Below are 17,338 nucleotides of genomic sequence, written 5' to 3'. Positions count from 1 at the left end.
ATTTTTTTCTTAAAAAAATCCAAAAATAGGTAAGTTTTTTACTTACAAAAACTACGCCTCTCTTATTTTTTAAAAATATTTTGTAGGTATAGCTAAAGCTTTTCGTCTAAGCCCCTAACCAACGCTTATAATGATGAAACACCTGACATACTTAATTGTTACGATATTTCTTTTTTCGTTTCAAATACCTGCTAAAAAAGAATATCATAGAGAATTTTATGAAAGCGGTGCTCTTAAAGCAGAAGGCTGGAAAGTACAAGATCAAAAAACTGCTTATTGGTATAATTATTATCCTAATGGAAATATTTCCGAGAAGGGGCATTTCAGAAATAATCAAAAAGAAGGATACTGGTATTTCTATTCTTCTGACAAGAAACTAATAAAAGAAGGACACTTTATAAACAATAAAGCCGAAAAATGGTGGATTATTTACGATATTGCCACGAATAATAAAAAAGATAAGGTTACAAGAAAGTACCAATATCGAAATAACAAAAAAAATGGGTATTGTCTCTTATACAAGAATAACAAGCTCTTTAAAGCTGAAAAATATATTGAAAATCAAAAGATTGGAGAATGGACAGACGTTTCTAGCTTTAGAAAAGACAATCCCAATGTTTCTTTATAAATGAATCCTTTAATTAAAGTAATCATACCAGCCTTCAACGAAGAAGGTTCTATAGGCCACGTAATTAGTGAAATTCCCGAAGTTGTTTCTGAAATTATAGTTGTAAGTAATAACTCTACAGATAACACAGAAGCTGTGGCTAAGAAAGCTGGGGCAACGGTCTTAAGAGAAGAACAAATGGGATATGGTTATGCTTGTCTTAAAGGTTTATCACATATTGCCTCTCAAGAAATTACTCCCGAAATTATCGTATTCTTAGATGGAGATTATAGCGATTATCCGGAAGAATTATTAAAAATTATCGATCCTATAATACATCGAGATATAGACATGGTGATAGGTGCTAGAGATAAAAAATTAAGAGAGTCTGGATCCATGACTATTCCTCAGATTTTTGGAAATTGGCTAGCAACCAGCTTGATGAGATTATTTTTTGGAGCAAAATTTACAGATCTAGGGCCTTTTAGAGCTATCAAATACGACAAACTTCTAGAATTAAATATGCAAGACAAAACCTATGGATGGACTGTGGAAATGCAGTTAAAAGCAATAAAAAAACAGTTTTCTTATACAGAAGTTCCAGTAAGATACAAAAAGAGAATAGGTGTCTCAAAAGTTTCAGGAACCATAAAAGGTGCTATCTTTGCAGGCGTTAAGATTTTAAGTTGGATTTTTAAATATAGCTTTGCGTAATGGATATTGCAATCATCGTTATTTACACGTTAGCACTACTTATCATTTTCTTATACAGTTTGGCTCAGTTGAACTTACTTTTCAACTATCTCAAATCCCGTAAATTAGATGATAAGTCACCTACTTTTGATCTTTCTAAAAAAGATGAAACGCCTTACGTTACGGTTCAACTTCCTGTTTACAACGAATTATATGTAATGGAGCGTTTGTTGGATAATATCTCTTTATTAGAATATCCAAAGGACAAATTAGAAATACAGGTATTGGACGATTCTACAGACGAGTCGGTTCATACGACCGCTGCTCATATCGAAAAATTACAAAAAACCGGATTAGACATTCAACATATTCGTAGAGAAGACAGAACTGGTTTTAAAGCTGGTGCTCTAAAAGAAGGACTCAAGATCGCTAAAGGAGAGTTTATTGCTATTTTTGATGCCGATTTCCTTCCAGGAAGTAAATGGTTACTTCAAACGATTCCTTATTTCAAAGATAACAATATTGGTGTAGTACAGACACGATGGGGACATATTAATAGAGATTATTCTATTCTTACCAAAATACAAGCTTTTGCTTTGGATTTTCATTTTACTATGGAACAGGTAGGACGTAATTTTAAGGACCATTTCATCAATTTTAACGGAACTGCTGGAGTTTGGAGAAAAACGTGTATTGAAGATTCAGGAAACTGGCAAGGAGATACACTTACTGAAGATCTCGACTTAAGTTATCGAGCCCAATTAAAAAAGTGGAAGTTTAAATATTTGGAAGATGTTGAAACTCCTGCAGAATTACCTGTAGTTATAAGTGCTGCACGTTCTCAGCAATTTAGATGGAATAAAGGAGCGGCAGAAAATTTCCAAAAACTATATTGGAAGTTATTAAAAGACAAGACAGTACCTTTTAAAACTAAGTTTCATAGTTTCTTTCATTTACTGAATAGTAGTATGTTTTTATTAGTATTACTAGTTGCAGTACTTAGTGTACCTGTAATGTATATTAAAAACAGTAATCCTATGTTTAGCTGGTATTTTAATGTAATCGCCTTCTTTGCATTGAGTACAGTGATATTCTTCTTTTGTTATTGGCATACGTTCAAAAAGATTCATAATGGAGGCTTTTGGAACTTCATAGAATATGTAAAGATGTTTTTTACGTTCTTCTCTATTGCTATGGGATTCTCCGTTCATAACTCCATGGCTGTTCTAGAAGGTCATTTCGGAAAGAAGAGCGAATTTGTTAGAACTCCAAAATTCAACATTAATTCTTTAAAAGATTCTTGGAAAGGAAACAAATATATAAATAAGAATATCTCTGGTAACACCATTATTGAAGCCTTATTAATGTGCTATTTTGCTTTTGCCTTATACAGTGCATTCAAACTACAGGACTTTGGATTATTCCTGTTTCATATCATGTTATTTCTTGGTTTTGGATTTGTATTCTTTAAATCTGTTACCTCTAAACTGTGATGATTTTACAGCTATGGAAATACCATAAGTTTTCCATTTTATATGCAACTGTTTGTTTCTTATTTTACTGGAGTTTTGCTTATCAATTAGAACGTACGGATTTTATAAAAATGTTTGGTCTTTGGGCGGGATTATTCTTGTTTACTTATCAAATTATTAAAATTAACCCAAATAATATCAAATTTTTAGCGGGTTTAGCATTAGTATTTAGAATCCTTTTTTTATTTGCCATCCCAAATCTCTCTCAGGATTTTTATCGATTTATTTGGGATGGAAGAATGTTATTAGAAGGGTTTAATCCATACTTATCATTACCCGAAAATTGGATTTCACAGGGTAATCCACCAATAGCTCAGGCGCAAGAGTTATATAATGGTATGGGAGCTTTAAATGGTAGTCATTTTACAAATTATCCTCCAGTTAGTCAGTTCTGTTATCTAATCGCTGCAATATTTGGCTCTAGTAATATTTGGGGTTCGGCCGTTGTATTACGCTTGTTGATCATTCTTTCGGATATCGGAACTTTTTTTGCAGGTCGTAAACTACTACAAAGATTAGCTATCCCAGAAAAAAACATCTTTTGGTATTTATTAAACCCATTCATCATTATTGAACTTACAGGAAACCTCCATTTCGAGGCAGTAATGATTTTCTTTATTGTATGGTCCTTATATCTATTACAAAAAGGTTATTGGTATTGGGCTGCAATTGCTTTAGCACTTTCTGTATCGGTAAAATTGATCCCTTTACTGTTTTTACCATTATTTTTCCAAAAATTCATGGTAGGACAAGGTGGATCTACTATATTTCAAAGGTTTTTGAAATTGGTAGGTTTCTATAGCATTGTAATCATAACAACAATACTCCTTTTTGCTCCTTTCTTATCTTCTGAATTTATTTCAAATTTTAGTAAAACGATTGGTTTATGGTTCCAAAATTTTGAATTCAATGCGAGTATCTATTATATTATAAGATGGATAGGATATGAAACTATTGGATGGAATATTATCGGTACCGTTGGAAAAATCCTACCATTAATTACCGTAGCAATTCTTTTACTACTTACTTTTTTTAGAAAAAATAAAGAAACAGATCAATTAATTGCCGTAATGATGATAGCGATTTGTAGTTATTATTTTTTATCTACCACAGTTCATCCCTGGTATATTGCTGTACCGTTAGTTTTATGCGTATTCACAAAATATAAATTCCCAATTTGGTGGTCGTTTGTCATCATATTTAGCTATACTGCTTATATAAATCCTGATTTTAAAGAAAATTTATGGTTTGTTGCTTTAGAATATATTACTGTATTTGGTATTTTTATTTTTGAAGTACTTAAAAACACTTCTCGAGTTTCATTAAAATCTATCTATAGTTGATTTTTAATAGATATAAAAAAGTAACAATATTGTCATTTTTGATGTTTACTAACTTTCTCTTTTCTCAAGATACAGAAGTGATAAGAGCATATTTAGCAGATAACTGGAATTTTTGCAAATATGTAACAAGCAAACATTATTGCGAGAACAATGAGCGTAGATTGAATTGTGAATTTCAAATTATATTTTCCGAAAATAAGTATACCTTATTAAGAGACTCCATAAAAATAGACACCGGTACTTTTGAGATAAATCATCAGTACGATGAAGTATATTTCATTAATTTTGATTCTGTACAACAAGGTGAAATTTTAAATATTCTGGGAATATCAGGCGTTCAACTTCGTAATCAAGAGGATGGTTTCACGTTATTTGTGGAACAAACTTCTGATTTATATATTTTAAAAAAATAAATTATCAACTTGAGAATCAATTTCAAAAAAATAGGAAGACGATTATTACGAATCATGGCTTTTATCGTCATATTAATCCTTGGTGTTTACATATTCTTATATGTGAAACAAGAACGTTTCTTTTTTAACCCAAAGGTATTAGCAAAAGATTACTCCTATTCTTTTGACCAACCTTTTGAAGAAATAAATATTGCTGTAGAAGATGATGTAAATCTGAATGCATTATTATTTAAAACGGATTCTATAAGTAAAGGATTAATTTTATATTTCCACGGAAATGCTGGGGCCATCCATGAATGGGGAGAAAGGGCGTATCTGTATACAGAAAATAAATTTGATGTATTGTTCGTGGACTATAGAGGTTATGGAAAGAGTGATAGTTTTTATGAAGAAGAATCTGAATTGTACAATGATGCCCAAAAAGTGTATGATTTTGCGCTTACTCGTTATAAGGAGGAAGATATTATTGTATTAGGTTTCTCATTAGGAACAGGGTTTGCCTCGTACACTGCCTCTAAAAACAACCCTAAACTACTTATTCTAGAAGCACCTTATTACGCTTGGAACGAATTTATCGCTAGTATGGCACCCGTACCAGAATCCTTAATTAACTACGAAATACCTTCATATAAATTTCTGGGAGAAGTACAATGCCCAATTAGGGTGTTTCATGGATCTAGAGACTTTTTGATTAAACCTGAAGAACATTCTAAGCGATTAAAGGATCTATATCCAGATAAAATAGAACGTACATTGATCAAAGGCGCAGGACATAGTGTACATCTTACAAAACAATATTACGACGAACTAAAAGAACTGTTGGCAAGATATTAAACCACTATTCTCTTATTATTCTGATAATAGCAATATCATCGGTTAGTACCTGATTGTACTCCAATTCTAAATCACGGATTTTCTTTTCTAGAAAGTTGTCGTAATTTTTTCCTTGCTTATCTCGTAATAAAAACGCAATAATCTCCTCTTCTTTCTTTTGTTGATTAGGATTTTTAAAATTTTTAAAGGAATAAATTCCATCTGTAGAAATCGATAAATCCCTAAAGTCAGTAATTGATAATCTTTGTTCTTGGGATTGATACCAAGTATCAAAATCTTCGCCTAAATGATACCCTAAATAATCAGGCTTATCATTTTGTTCGTATTCTACTGAAATGTCATCATAATGAATCAATCCATCACCAACTGATAAAAACTCTGCATTAGATGTATGCTGATCTATTACACCTATTATAAGAGTCGACAATAATTCTTCTGTCTCTAGGCCTAAATTATTTTTTATAGTTTTTAATTGTAAAAAAAGTTTTTTGAGAATTTCTTGCAGGCATAATTGCAATTCCTTGGTATTATTATTTAAAAAGTCCTTGTAAAACTCTTCTTTAGCAATATTTCTAAGGATCTTACCAATCAGCATAGAGGCAAAAACAGATTCTTTACCCATAGTACAACCATCCATAACAGCTATTATGAATCTGTTCGTACTAATATTCTCGACTATTAAAAAATCTTCGCAATAATTGGTGTGAAAGTCTCCTATATTAAGGGTGGAATATATTTTCATAAAAACAACTCCACGAAAATAAAAAACTAATTACATCATCCTTAAATTAATTACTTCTTGTTCCGTATATATTAGAACTATTACTAATTATAACGAGTGGATCCAAAATTCGTGCGTACCGTTTGCCCAACTCGTCTTGCATCTCCAAGCAATGTAATAGTTCTTTCAACAGGCCCTGTCCACCCATAAACTTGCCGATCCAATTTAAAACTTAATTCCGTTTTTTCTTGATTAAGTTGATAATTATATAAAGTACCGCAACAATCATCAACTAAAAATATTGAACCATTATTAGGTATTGCAAGTTGTTCTGTTAAATTTATTCCCTTAATCAATACTGTGTCATCAACATTATAAAATTCTTTATCTAATGATTCTACTACAGGGATGTTATCTGATGAGATGTTAAACGCATCTATGGATTCTGAAACAAAATCTGAATTTTCATATACAACTTTATAATTATCATTAGAAGTAATATTTTCAGGCATTTTTACAAATAAGTTATAAATTCTTGTATTTAAGGATTCGTATGATTCACTCGACAAAACCTCTAAATTAAAGTTGGTAATACCATCTGTTAAATATAAGTTGAAATTTTCTGATTGGGGGTTTAAAAATTTACCTGAAATCCATAATTCTGCGTTAGAGTATACCCATTTCGAATTAAAATACCTCGCACTAATTGTTTCTATTTCTGGCGCATTCACACGTACATTGTAAATAGATTCATCTCCATTTTCAGCCGTAACAGTATATGAAACTGTTTCATTAAAATTAATAGGAGTTTCTAAATCAGGCGTAATAGTAGCGTACTCTGAAATTAATATTTGTGGAATAATCCCATTTAAATCAGTGTTGATCAAATCAAATTCAATTATTTTTAATTCTTCATTAATAGTAGCTATTAAAGTCTCATCGTTGCTATCTGTTACCGAAAATTCTAATATCTTATTTTCATTACTTAAAGGTCTATTCTCTATTATAACTCTATATATGTTAGACTCTCCATTTTCTGCAATTACGGTGTAAGAAACCTCCTCGTTAAAGTTTTGAGGTTCGCTTTCTTTAGGTGAAATAGCTGCTTTTTCGGAATATTCTATTGTTGGAACCAAAGAACTTAATTCAGCGCCTACAAAATTAAAAGAGATCGTCTTATCATTCTGATTTATAAGTCCACTAAAAACTTCATCGTTTATTGTTAATTTAAAATCTGTGATAGTATTCCCTGAACTCAATACTAGAGGTAGAGGAGTATCATCGTCACTGGAACAAGATATTAAAAGCAATATTGAAAAAATGCATGTAAGAATTCTAATATTCATTTTATGTGTTTTTTTATTTAATTTTTTAGTCCGTGTATACTCGGATAGACAACTTCTTCTCCATTACCTATGACAATTATTGGGGGAGAACTCAAACCTACAAATGCTTCTTTTTTCCAAATTAACTCACCAGTTTGAGCATTTAGACAATAGAGATTTTCAAAATCATCAAAATATATATTCCCCTCATATACTATTGGTGAGGAAACACTTCGATTATCAAGTACAAACCTCCAATTCTCATTCCCATTCCCAGCATTCACAGAAACCAAATTCCCTACACCATTAATTGATGATATTGCATATACATTGTTCATATACACATATGGCGATGTCCCAAAATATTCACCAGTATTAAAACTCCAATTCTGACTACCAGTATTCTTATCATAAGAATACAAACCGTAAACTGTTGCAACGATTACACTTTCATCATGTAGTATAGGAGAACCTGAGAAAGAGTTAAATAGCCCTGCATTTATACTCCAATTTTTATTTCCAGTATTTATATCAACGGAGTAAAATCTACCTATAGTATCCCCAAAATAGATGTTATTATCTACAATCAAAGGATTTGTTTCTATTCTCGGGGCAGAACCCGTTGGGTTAAAATCTAGATCAAAACTCCAGTTTAATTCACCATCAATCTTGTTAATAGCATACAAATAATCATTATTCCTACTGCATACGAATACATTCTTTTTGTCTATTGATAAAGGTGCATAAATATTTGAGAAACTTCTCTCCCATTTTAAATCCCCTGTATTTTTATCAAAGCAATGAACTTTATTGATTTCATCCGCGTAAATATTATTCTCATCGGTTATGATATTTCTATAGTAGCCTTCTTTTTCAAATGAAAAAACAACTTCACCACTTAAAAGATCTAATCCTGAGACTCCATTAAATATTTTATTCTCACAAACGGTATGTGCATAATTACCTTGATTAGAACTATTTACCGCCCATAAGATTTCATTTGTAATCAAATCAAATGCTGTAAGTTTTCCACCAATGCCTCTAAAAAAAAGTATTTTACTCTTAGGGCTTTCAAAATCAAAACTAATTTCTGAAACACCTCCTTTTCGATCAGTAGCTATAATTCTTCCATTGTAGGAATTATTATATTCCAGTTCTCTGGTTACTATAGACTCAGTAGATTCAGATATCAAGACTGAGTCAATATAGAGACTATAAAATATAATATCTCCATCTGCATCTTCGATATCATTCCAATCAATTGTTACCTGTTTCCCAACAAAACTAATGTCTTCAATTTTCAAATTTCCTGGAACAGAATTTACAGGTGGAACATAATTATCATCTGAAGAACAGGAATAACATAAAACAAACAACAGAAAATAAAGTATAGATTTTAGTTTCATTTTAAAAAAATATAAGCGTATACATATTAAGTATCTTTTAAAGGGAAAATGTTACCCTTATATGTTATATATTTTTAAAAATGTTTACATCATCCTTAAATTAATTACTTCTTGTTCGGTAAGTATTCTCCAATGACCTCTAGGAAGGTCTTTTTTGGTCAATCCTGCAAAAATCACTCGATCTAATTTGACTACACCATAATTAAGGTGTTCGAATATTTTGGTCACGATTCCATTTTTAGAAGACATTAACTGTATTCCTATTTCATTCTTAGAAGCTCCTTCGATATATGAGATCTCATCTACTTGTATAAAACCTTCCTGCAGTTTAATCCCCTTTTCTATCTTCTGAAAATCTTCAAATTTTAGATTACGATCTAATTCTACATGAAAGATTTTACGAACTCCTGTTTTATGATGGGTAAGTTTTTTTTCTAGATCCACATCATTCGTAAAAAGTAACAACCCAGTAGTATTTCGTTCTAATCGTCCTACAGGTTTTAGTCTGGCTTTGGAAGCATTTGCGACCAAATCCATAACTGTTCTAGTTTTTTCAGGACTTGTAGAGGTTACAAAGCCTTTTGGCTTATTAAGTAAGACATATTCCTTTTTTTCAGGTGTAATGAGTCTACCATCGAACTTAACCTCATCAGTAAGCTTTACCTTATATCCCATTTCTGTAACTGGCTTCCCATTTACCCAAACACTACCCGTCTGAATATATAGATCAGCATCTCTTCTGGAACAAACACCAGAATTAGCAACAAACTTGTTTAATCTAATTTCTTCAGAATCAGAGATCTTTTTTGGCCCGTTACTTTTATTCCTTACAGCAGCATTTCCTTTTGTATACGAATTTCTTTTAGGCTTTGCTCCCTTTTTCCCACTTCCTCTTCCTTTTTTGGAATTGTCTCCGCGACTCATATCTTACATTTTTTGCAAAGATAGCTCTTTCGTATTTAGAAATAATGAAAATTAATCTTCATCTATCCAAACGGTACTTTGGCGTTCTCTATTTACACTTAATTGTGTTACATCTGGTCTGGAATAATGCCCTACAGGATCAAAATTCTGACGTTCTTGTAAGACACGATTAAAGTCTAAGGTTTCTATAAGTAATCCTTCATTATGGAGTACTGGTTCTAAAATCCACTCTCCATCAGGTCCCGCAATACAAGAACCTCCATTGCCAAGAACATCTGGAGCCTTTTTAAGGATTTCGTCTAAATGTGGTGTAGTCGCTGGGAAATCTTCCTTTCTCATTAAACTAGAAACAGAAATCACATAAGATCTAGATTCACGTGCAATAAACCTGGTAATATCTTTGGTATTATAATCGCTACCAGGCCAAACAGCTACGTGCAAATTTTCTCCTTGACCATATAATGCCACTCTAGGCAAAGGCATCCAATTTTCCCAGCAATTCAATCCTCCTACTGTAAAAGCTTTTAGTGGATGTACTCGAAGTCCATTCCCATCTCCAGGAGACCAGGTTAGGCGTTCTTCGTATGTTGGTTGTAATTTGCGATGTACTGATTTAATTTCTCCATCACTATTGATATAAACCAAAGAAGCATACAAACTATGTCCACCGCGATCTAGAGGTCGCTCAATAATCCCTAAATAAACAGCTAAGCTATATTCTTTGGCTAAAGCACAGATAGAATCTAAATCACCTTTCTCTATAACTATAGCATTCTGTGCATAATGCGCATGAATTTCTTTTTGGATCTTGTTATCAAACTGTGCACCATCTGTAAGCGAAACCCAGAATGGGTACCCTGGTAATAATGTTTCGCCAAATACGATAAGCTCCGCTTTTTTAGCAGCTGCTTCGGTAATTGAATTTTCTATTTTTTTTATGGTAGCATTTTTATCCAGCCAAACTGGTGATATTTGTGCTAAAGCAACAGTTAGTAATTGATCATTCATGTAGCATATTTATTTTATCTCGTATACGTCAAGTTTTTCCTATAATTCTAAAAGTATTGCAAACTAGTTAACGAATTATTAACATTTAAAAAATTGAATTTCAATTAGTTAAACAACAAAACTAGCTTTACGGTTAAACCTTCACGTAACATTAAGTTAACATTAGAAAACATCCAAAAATTAAACTATTCGCATACTTGTTCATTACAGTACTGAGAATTTGATATCAAAAAATCTTATCCTCTTTCATACTTCTAAAGTAAACATATAAAAAGTACTTTTTATTCAAAGTTGAATTTATGTTAAAACGCACTAATTTTTACATAATGGTAAAGCTAACAATACATTCTAATAAAATTTAAACTTAAAAAAAGCTGTTTTTCAGATCTACATTTGTCATGTAAAATTTAAACAAACAATATCTTAAAACTCAAATCAAAAACACGTAAAAAATGAAAAAATTAGTTGTATTAGCAGTCGCAATTTTAGCATCTACTCAGATCTTTGCAAACGACAAAAACACTGAGGAAACGAACGAACAAAAATTAAGAAGTGAAATCGCACTTCTATTAGAGAAGCCACAGATCCAGTTGGATACTGATGAAATCAAAGCTAATATTGAGTTTATAGTAAACGGAAAAGGAGAAATCGTAATCCTATCTATTGATTCAGAAAAAGAAGCTATCGAATACTACGTAAAATCTAGATTGAACTACAAAAAAATAGGTAACGAAATTAACAAAACTGGTAATAAAATATTTAAATTAAGAGTAAAGGTATTAAATCCTGAAGCTTAAGATATTTTGAATATATAAAGGATTCATCCTTACCTAAAAGTTAAGCAGCTATATAATTTCATATAGCTGCTTTTATTTTTTTACTACCAAAGTAGTCTGTCTAAAATCATATTTACATCAATCAGAACGATACTAAATACTCCAGCAACAATAATGAACTTCAGAATATTATGTAGCCAAACGTAATGTGTTCTTTTATTTGATTTCCATAGTGCAATCAAAAACGACAATAGCAATCCCAGACAAGCGTAGAAATAAAAATTCATTAAACCAATTTCATAAGAGGTTAGCAATAGATAAATAGGACCGCAAGAAGCCAGGACAAGTAGACTAATTAGTTTTTTTGATGTGGGTTCTCCATAAATAATTGGAATTGTCTTATAATTCTGTGCCATGTCTCCTCTAAGGTTTCCAAGATCCTTTACCATTTCTCTCATTACCAACATTAAAAACAAAAAAGTAGCATGCACAAAAATTACCTCATCGAAGTTTTTGTAATAAATAAAAACAGCAAAAAATGGTGTAATGGATAATATGGAAGCTACGAAATTACCTAAAAAAGGTTTTCTCTTGAGTTTATGTGAATAAAACCAGATTCCGAATACATATAAAGAAAAAAACAACACAGCTTTAAAAGAAACATAGCTGGCTAGAATTACTGAAAGAAAATTGAGCACAAAGTATCCTGTTAGTTTAGTTTGCTGACTTACCAAACGATCTAACATTGTTTTCTGTGGCCTATTGATCAGGTCTTTTTCTCGATCATAGAAATTATTAATAATATATCCTGCAGCAATTACACCTGCAGACGCTAGTACAATAACAAATAAATTGGGATCAAAAAGCACCTCTCTTAAAGGAATATCTGGTGCTAAAATGAATATGGACGTAAGATATTGAGCAAAAACAATAATAAGAATATTGTAACCTCTAACAATAGAAAACAAACTCAATAACTTAAGAAGGATGAGCTTATTTTTTCTAGAAAACATCTTAATGGGATGCTTTTAGAAGTTGTATACTACTTCTAATTTATAGTCTTTTAGTGCAGATTGCGCTTTATCTAAATCTTGTGTAAATCCTAAGATATAGCCGCCACCTCCAGAACCACATAATTTAAGGTAGTAGTCATTGGTTTCTATACCTTTTTTCCACAATTCATGAAATTGTTGAGGAATCATTGGCTTAAAATTATCCAATACTACATTTGATAATTGCTTAATGTTGGAGAATAAAGATTTTATATCTCCTTTCAGGAAATCATCTACACAGGCATCAGTATGCTTCACAAACTGATTTTTGAGCATTTTTCTAAAACCTTCTTGCTTCATGTTTTCCATAAAAATACTAACCATAGGTGCTGTTTCTCCTACGATACCGCTATCTAATAAAAATACAGCTCCTTTTTTATGATCTACACTTTGGGAAGGAATCCCAGCAGGCTCAATATTATCTTTAGAATTAATTAGAATTGGAAGGCTCAAATAACTATTTAATGGATCTAAACCAGAACTACTTCCATGGAAAAAGGACTCCATCAAACCAAAAATTTCTTTCAGTTTAAGTAGTTTATCTCTAGTAAGGTTTTCTAAAACTGTAATTTTATCCTCTGCATACTTATCATAAATCGCAGCAACTAAAGCTCCACTACTACCGACTCCATATCCTTGTGGAATACTGCTATCGAAATACATTCCTGCGCCAACATCTTCCTTCAACTTTTCTAAGTTGAAACTGACTACACCTTTACTCTGCACTTCTTCGAGATAATTTGTGAACTCTTGTAGACTTTTATTAGACTTTACAGCGTCTTCACCAGGATTATCTGAAACTTTTAGAGCTCCTTTATAAAAATTATAAGGTATAGAAAGACCTTTGGAATCTTTAATGATTCCATATTCGCCAAACAAAAGTATTTTCGAGTAAAATAATGGTCCTTTCATCAGTTTATTTTCCTTTTTACTAATTTGTCTAATTATTTAGGATAAAGTTACAACAATTTAGCACCTAATCCTATTTTATCGCAAATATACTGCCCTTTCTCACAATACACAACTAACTCACTCTTAATGAAATCCATCACTTCATTTTTTTCTGAGTTTGGATATAACACATGTACATTTGCTCCCGCATCTAGCGTAAAACAAATTTTAGAACCTGTATCCTTTCTATACTTCCATATTTTATGTATTACGGATAACGTATTAGGCTTCATTAAAATAAAATACGGAAGAGAAGTCATCATCATAGCATGCAAGGTTAGCGCTTCACTTTCTACTATTTCAATAAATCTATCCAAATCACCAGAAACAAGTACATCTTTAAGTTTTGTGATGTTGGTATTTGCCTGAAAAAATCGTTGTTCCGCAAAAGGATGACCATGCATTAAATCATGACCTACAGAACTACTTACTTGTTTTTCTCCCTTATCCACGAGCAATATAGTATCCTGATAATTATTAAAATTTTCATGAATGGTATGTGGAAACTTCACTGCGTAAGCATCGCTACTTCCTTCAATTTCATTATGATTACCCCAAACGGTTACAGGACCTTCTATACTTCTACTAGCACTTCCTGATCCTAATCGTGAAAGAAAAGAAGCTTTCTTAAGAAACTCCATATCTGTTATTGAAGTGTCCATCGATCTTTCTAAATGCATTATACAATACGCTAATGCACTCATTCCACTTGCAGATGATGCAATTCCACTACTGTGCGGAAAAGTATTTTTAGTTTCTATTACAAACTTAAAGTCTTTTAAAAAAGGTACATAAGCTTCAATTCTTTGGAAGAAACTTTGAATTTTTGGTTTAAAGTCAGGTTTTGGCTTTCCTTCAAAAAGTAACTCGAATTGAAAATCTTCTGATGGATTCTCCAACTTTTCGTATTGCAAAATTGTTTCGGTTTTACAAACATCCAAAGTAAAACTAATGGAAGGATTTTCTGGTAATTGTATCGGCCGTTTTCCCCAATATTTCACTAGTGCAATGTTACTTGGTGATGAGCAGGAAAAGAATCCTTTGTTAGGGATATTTACACTTTTTTTTGCAATAAACTGACTATAATCGGCCATAATCTAAAAAATAATTTTGGCAAAGATACGTGGATAAGCTGTTTTAAGAGTAAGCTAGTAAAAATAAATTATTATTTTAGTGATTAACTAACTAATTCTAAATGAAGAAAAAATTACTACGTATAGGCGTTGCTGTCTTATTGTGTCTTTTAATTGGATTTTTAAGCAGCATTGCTACTCAAACATCGATTAGCACCTGGTATGTAGGATTGCAAAAACCATCTTTTACTCCTCCGAATTGGCTTTTTGCTCCTGTATGGACAGTTTTGTACATTTTAATGGGAATTGCTGCAGGTATTGTTTGGAGTAGAGGTTTTTATCATAAATGGGTAAAAACTGCGTTATATCATTTTGGGTTTCAACTTTTACTCAATGCTGCGTGGTCCATTTTTTTCTTTGGAATGCGCAATCCATTGATTGCACTTGTGGATATAATTGCCCTTTTTATCCTACTTTTGTTTACCATCAAATGGTTTAAAGTTGTAAACTCAACAGCCGCTTACCTACTTATCCCATACTTGATTTGGGTTGCTTTTGCGACTGCATTAAATTTTAGTATATGGCAACTTAACTAAACCAAGAATGAAGGAATAATTTTTTTATGAACAAAAAGTCGATCGTCTTACAGACAACTTTAGAATTAATCACAAAACAAGGAATACGGGCAACTTCTCTCTCACAAATCATTAAAGAATCAGGTGTTGCTAATGGAACAGTATATCATCATTTTAAAAATAAAGAGGAGATTATCACTGAGCTATATTTAATGCTCACACAAGATTTCGGAACAGTAGTTATGAGAAATGTTCCGGAAGATGACATTAAAAAACAATTTTCGATCATGTGGCTCAACTTATTCCACTATTTCGTTAATAACCCTCTTGCCTTTATATTTTCTGAACAAATAGCAAGATCTCCAGAGATCCCGCAATCTTTAAAAGATAAAGCGAGACAATATTATGGAGATATTGAAAATTACTTTAAAACTGGTATTCGACAAAAAGTATTTAAGTCTTACAACACTCTAGTGATGGAGGAATTATTTTTTGGGAATGTAGTATCACTAGTAAAAATTCATGAAAATGAGAAGGTAAAACTACTTGACAAACATATCAATCAGGCTATAGAAATATCTTGGAAAGGCTTTTTAAGAGATTAAAAATTACATTATTAGTTTTTTTATAATAAACCCTACTCTGAAATATAGAGTAGGATTTATTATAAAACTTCTTTGATGTATTAGTTAAATATGACATTGACGCAAGAATCTTTATACAGTTTTTTCACTGCTGCTTGTATCGCTTTTTTGGGTTCTTTCGTTTTTCCAATGGATTTTCCATTATAATAAACGCCTCCATTTCCTTTCCATGCAAATTCTTCGCTATGCGTTTTAATAACTCTTACTCCATCTTTCTTAGTTATCTGAAAAGACTCTAATTTCTGATCATATTCTAATCCTGCAGGAAAATATACTTCAGTAACAAATTTTGTGTCTCCATTTCCGTACATATAGCAAACACATTCACCAATATCTTTTGCTTCAGACACTCTCACCATATTATTCTGCACAATCTTCCATCTTTCATTTACTTTAACAGCGACCATATCCATTAACATAGTGCCTTTTTCGGCTAATTTTTTATCTATAAAAGATTCGAAATTAACTACTGCCGATATAATTCCGGCATTTTCTTTCTGGCTTTGAAAAACAATATTCTCTAACTTAAGTTTGAAACTATAATTGTCATCATTTATAATATCATCTAACTGGGAGGAAATATGTTTTTTATCGTACTCTTTTCGAACCAAAGCTCCTGATAAATTTACGTAGACCGTATTGCCACTATATTTTTCATCAAATAGAAGTAAGACGCTATTTTTCTTAGCTCCTTTTTCTAAATTATTCATTTTAGCTATATAGTCCATTAATAGCTTTTTAATAGGCTCATCATCTCCTGCTCTGGCTGTAAACGAACTTTGACAAATAAGAATAATAAGTAGTAGTGTAATTTTTTTCATAGTATATAAGGTAATAGTTTAACCTCTTTAATATACGAAATTTTACACAAATCTCTTAGGTGTTTATCTACAAATCAACCAACTAAGGAGCAAATTTCCAATAACTTACTTAAAGTTTTCAGGTTTCTAGCAGTAGATTTATTTCCTAATTTCTTTTCAAAAAAATTATTGTGAAGTTTTGTTTTTCCGTAACCATTTGCAGCATATAAATAGATGACATCAGGTGTGATTATAAATTCTTCAGGAGCTACCGAAAGCTTATTAAGTTCTATGATGGCATTTTCATTTGGGGCATCACAAAAGACCATGAAATATATTTTTTTGAGTTCGGCTTCGTCATTACTAAATCTCTCTTTGAAAGGATTTTTTGTTAGAATTTTCTGTAAAGTTTTTTGTGTTAGCACTACAACAGATATCTCTAAATCAAAGTTCTTTTGGATTACTTTCTTTATTTTTTCTTGTAATTCTTTAATGTTTTCAGATCCAGCTTTAAAAACAATATTTCCACTTTGTATATAGGTAGTTACCGATTCAAAACCGGTAGAAAGAAGTGCAACTTTAAGATCAGCCATTTTAATCTTGTTATGACCTCCAACATTAATACCTCTCAATAAAGCGACATAAGTTTTCATGTGTTGTC

The 17,338-nt window shown here is 31.6% G+C and carries 19 protein-coding genes; 9 read left to right on the top strand and 10 right to left on the bottom strand.

The features are described 5' to 3' along the window. Positions 1-130 precede the first annotated feature (130 nt). Genes Q1B37_RS09425 through Q1B37_RS09400 form a run of 6 tightly spaced genes read left to right on the top strand, consistent with a single transcriptional unit; the run spans position 131 to position 5,422 of the window. Positions 131-628, top strand: coding sequence for a hypothetical protein (locus Q1B37_RS09425; protein ID WP_299605604.1), 498 nt, complete (start codon positions 131-133; stop codon positions 626-628). Then, positions 629-1,321, top strand: coding sequence for a glycosyltransferase family 2 protein (locus tag Q1B37_RS09420; RefSeq protein WP_299898178.1), 693 nt, complete (start codon positions 629-631; stop codon positions 1,319-1,321). Next, the gene (locus Q1B37_RS09415) at positions 1,321-2,793 is read left to right on the top strand and encodes a cellulose synthase family protein (RefSeq protein ID WP_299605598.1); all 1,473 of its coding nucleotides are present in this window, start codon (positions 1,321-1,323) and stop codon (positions 2,791-2,793) included. The genes Q1B37_RS09420 and Q1B37_RS09415 overlap by 1 nt, the downstream gene beginning before the upstream one ends. Then, entirely contained in the window at positions 2,793-4,175 is a 1,383-nt protein-coding gene (locus Q1B37_RS09410) for a glycosyltransferase 87 family protein (protein WP_299898700.1), read from the top strand. Before Q1B37_RS09415 ends, Q1B37_RS09410 begins: the two co-directional genes overlap by 1 nt. 41 nt (positions 4,176-4,216) lie before the next feature. Further along, on the top strand, positions 4,217-4,588 hold the full coding sequence (locus Q1B37_RS09405) for a hypothetical protein (protein ID WP_299898176.1): 372 nt from the start codon (positions 4,217-4,219) through the stop codon (positions 4,586-4,588). 9 nt (positions 4,589-4,597) lie between these two features. Next, positions 4,598-5,422 carry an alpha/beta fold hydrolase gene (locus Q1B37_RS09400; RefSeq protein ID WP_299605592.1) on the top strand — a complete coding sequence of 275 codons (825 nt, stop codon included), beginning with the start codon at positions 4,598-4,600 and terminating at the stop codon, positions 5,420-5,422. Positions 5,423-5,426: 4 nt separating this feature from the next. On the opposite strand, the gene Q1B37_RS09395 is transcribed toward Q1B37_RS09400, so the two are convergent. The 5 genes from Q1B37_RS09395 to Q1B37_RS09375 all read right to left on the bottom strand — a co-directional run bounded on the left by Q1B37_RS09395 (position 5,427) and on the right by Q1B37_RS09375 (position 10,806). Then, entirely contained in the window at positions 5,427-6,164 is a 738-nt protein-coding gene (locus tag Q1B37_RS09395) for a protein phosphatase 2C domain-containing protein (RefSeq protein ID WP_299898175.1), read from the bottom strand. 83 nt (positions 6,165-6,247) lie between these two features. Beyond that, positions 6,248-7,489 (bottom strand): DUF5018 domain-containing protein, encoded by a 1,242-nt coding sequence (locus tag Q1B37_RS09390; RefSeq protein ID WP_299898173.1) that lies wholly within the window; start codon positions 7,487-7,489, stop codon positions 6,248-6,250. 17 nt (positions 7,490-7,506) lie between these two features. Beyond that, positions 7,507-8,874, bottom strand: coding sequence for a PQQ-binding-like beta-propeller repeat protein (locus Q1B37_RS09385; protein WP_299898171.1), 1,368 nt, complete (start codon positions 8,872-8,874; stop codon positions 7,507-7,509). Between the two features lie 84 nt (positions 8,875-8,958). Then, positions 8,959-9,798, bottom strand: a complete 840-nt coding sequence (locus tag Q1B37_RS09380) for a pseudouridine synthase (RefSeq protein ID WP_299898169.1) — start codon at positions 9,796-9,798, stop codon at positions 8,959-8,961. Positions 9,799-9,849: 51 nt separating this feature from the next. Then, a complete protein-coding gene (locus Q1B37_RS09375) occupies positions 9,850-10,806 on the bottom strand; it encodes a carbon-nitrogen hydrolase family protein (protein ID WP_299898167.1) in 957 nt (318 codons plus the stop codon). Positions 10,807-11,258: 452 nt separating this feature from the next. Between Q1B37_RS09375 and Q1B37_RS09370 the strand changes: the two genes are divergently transcribed. Continuing rightward, positions 11,259-11,603 (top strand): hypothetical protein, encoded by a 345-nt coding sequence (locus Q1B37_RS09370; protein ID WP_299605580.1) that lies wholly within the window; start codon positions 11,259-11,261, stop codon positions 11,601-11,603. 83 nt (positions 11,604-11,686) lie between these two features. On the opposite strand, the gene Q1B37_RS09365 is transcribed toward Q1B37_RS09370, so the two are convergent. From Q1B37_RS09365 to Q1B37_RS09355, 3 genes are read right to left on the bottom strand one after another with little or no spacing between them, the layout of a single operon-like run. Beyond that, complete coding sequence (locus Q1B37_RS09365) at positions 11,687-12,595, bottom strand: geranylgeranylglycerol-phosphate geranylgeranyltransferase (RefSeq protein WP_299898165.1); 909 nt, start codon at positions 12,593-12,595, stop codon at positions 11,687-11,689. 15 nt (positions 12,596-12,610) lie between these two features. Next, positions 12,611-13,546 (bottom strand): mevalonate kinase, encoded by a 936-nt coding sequence (locus Q1B37_RS09360; RefSeq protein WP_299898163.1) that lies wholly within the window; start codon positions 13,544-13,546, stop codon positions 12,611-12,613. A gap of 47 nt (positions 13,547-13,593) precedes the next feature. Beyond that, entirely contained in the window at positions 13,594-14,679 is a 1,086-nt protein-coding gene (locus Q1B37_RS09355; protein ID WP_299898161.1) for a diphosphomevalonate decarboxylase, read from the bottom strand. 101 nt (positions 14,680-14,780) lie between these two features. Between Q1B37_RS09355 and Q1B37_RS09350 the strand changes: the two genes are divergently transcribed. Further along, positions 14,781-15,254, top strand: coding sequence for a TspO/MBR family protein (locus Q1B37_RS09350; protein ID WP_299605570.1), 474 nt, complete (start codon positions 14,781-14,783; stop codon positions 15,252-15,254). Between the two features lie 26 nt (positions 15,255-15,280). Beyond that, on the top strand, positions 15,281-15,838 hold the full coding sequence (locus tag Q1B37_RS09345; RefSeq protein WP_299605567.1) for a TetR/AcrR family transcriptional regulator: 558 nt from the start codon (positions 15,281-15,283) through the stop codon (positions 15,836-15,838). 80 nt (positions 15,839-15,918) lie between these two features. Here Q1B37_RS09345 and Q1B37_RS09340 read toward each other — a convergent pair whose 3' ends face one another. Both Q1B37_RS09340 and Q1B37_RS09335 read right to left on the bottom strand, forming a co-directional pair. Beyond that, positions 15,919-16,698 (bottom strand): hypothetical protein, encoded by a 780-nt coding sequence (locus tag Q1B37_RS09340; RefSeq protein WP_299898159.1) that lies wholly within the window; start codon positions 16,696-16,698, stop codon positions 15,919-15,921. Positions 16,699-16,772: 74 nt separating this feature from the next. Then, positions 16,773-17,330: a DUF1697 domain-containing protein gene (locus Q1B37_RS09335; RefSeq protein WP_299898157.1), complete on the bottom strand. Its 558-nt coding sequence runs from the start codon at positions 17,328-17,330 to the stop codon at positions 16,773-16,775. Positions 17,331-17,338: the final 8 nt, after the last annotated feature.

The sequence above is a fragment of the uncultured Aquimarina sp. genome (assembly GCF_947492965.1).
GTDB lineage: Bacteria > Bacteroidota > Bacteroidia > Flavobacteriales > Flavobacteriaceae > Aquimarina.
The sequence above is the reverse complement of the archived record's forward strand: the minus strand, read 5'-3'. Positions and strand labels throughout refer to the sequence as shown.

Coding starts and splice junctions, on each gene's coding strand:
- Q1B37_RS09360 (WP_299898163.1), bottom strand. CDS start 13,546: ATGAAAGGACCATTATTTTACTCGAAAATACTTTTGTTTGGCGAATAT.
- Q1B37_RS09365 (WP_299898165.1), bottom strand. CDS start 12,595: ATGTTTTCTAGAAAAAATAAGCTCATCCTTCTTAAGTTATTGAGTTTG.
- Q1B37_RS09380 (WP_299898169.1), bottom strand. CDS start 9,798: ATGAGTCGCGGAGACAATTCCAAAAAAGGAAGAGGAAGTGGGAAAAAG.
- Q1B37_RS09410 (WP_299898700.1), top strand. CDS start 2,793: ATGATTTTACAGCTATGGAAATACCATAAGTTTTCCATTTTATATGCA.
- Q1B37_RS09375 (WP_299898167.1), bottom strand. CDS start 10,806: ATGAATGATCAATTACTAACTGTTGCTTTAGCACAAATATCACCAGTT.
- Q1B37_RS09385 (WP_299898171.1), bottom strand. CDS start 8,874: ATGAAACTAAAATCTATACTTTATTTTCTGTTGTTTGTTTTATGTTAT.
- Q1B37_RS09415 (WP_299605598.1), top strand. CDS start 1,321: ATGGATATTGCAATCATCGTTATTTACACGTTAGCACTACTTATCATT.
- Q1B37_RS09420 (WP_299898178.1), top strand. CDS start 629: ATGAATCCTTTAATTAAAGTAATCATACCAGCCTTCAACGAAGAAGGT.
- Q1B37_RS09340 (WP_299898159.1), bottom strand. CDS start 16,698: ATGAAAAAAATTACACTACTACTTATTATTCTTATTTGTCAAAGTTCG.
- Q1B37_RS09390 (WP_299898173.1), bottom strand. CDS start 7,489: ATGAATATTAGAATTCTTACATGCATTTTTTCAATATTGCTTTTAATA.
- Q1B37_RS09335 (WP_299898157.1), bottom strand. CDS start 17,330: ATGAAAACTTATGTCGCTTTATTGAGAGGTATTAATGTTGGAGGTCAT.
- Q1B37_RS09425 (WP_299605604.1), top strand. CDS start 131: ATGATGAAACACCTGACATACTTAATTGTTACGATATTTCTTTTTTCG.
- Q1B37_RS09355 (WP_299898161.1), bottom strand. CDS start 14,679: ATGGCCGATTATAGTCAGTTTATTGCAAAAAAAAGTGTAAATATCCCT.
- Q1B37_RS09350 (WP_299605570.1), top strand. CDS start 14,781: ATGAAGAAAAAATTACTACGTATAGGCGTTGCTGTCTTATTGTGTCTT.
- Q1B37_RS09395 (WP_299898175.1), bottom strand. CDS start 6,164: ATGAAAATATATTCCACCCTTAATATAGGAGACTTTCACACCAATTAT.
- Q1B37_RS09405 (WP_299898176.1), top strand. CDS start 4,217: ATGTTTACTAACTTTCTCTTTTCTCAAGATACAGAAGTGATAAGAGCA.
- Q1B37_RS09370 (WP_299605580.1), top strand. CDS start 11,259: ATGAAAAAATTAGTTGTATTAGCAGTCGCAATTTTAGCATCTACTCAG.
- Q1B37_RS09345 (WP_299605567.1), top strand. CDS start 15,281: ATGAACAAAAAGTCGATCGTCTTACAGACAACTTTAGAATTAATCACA.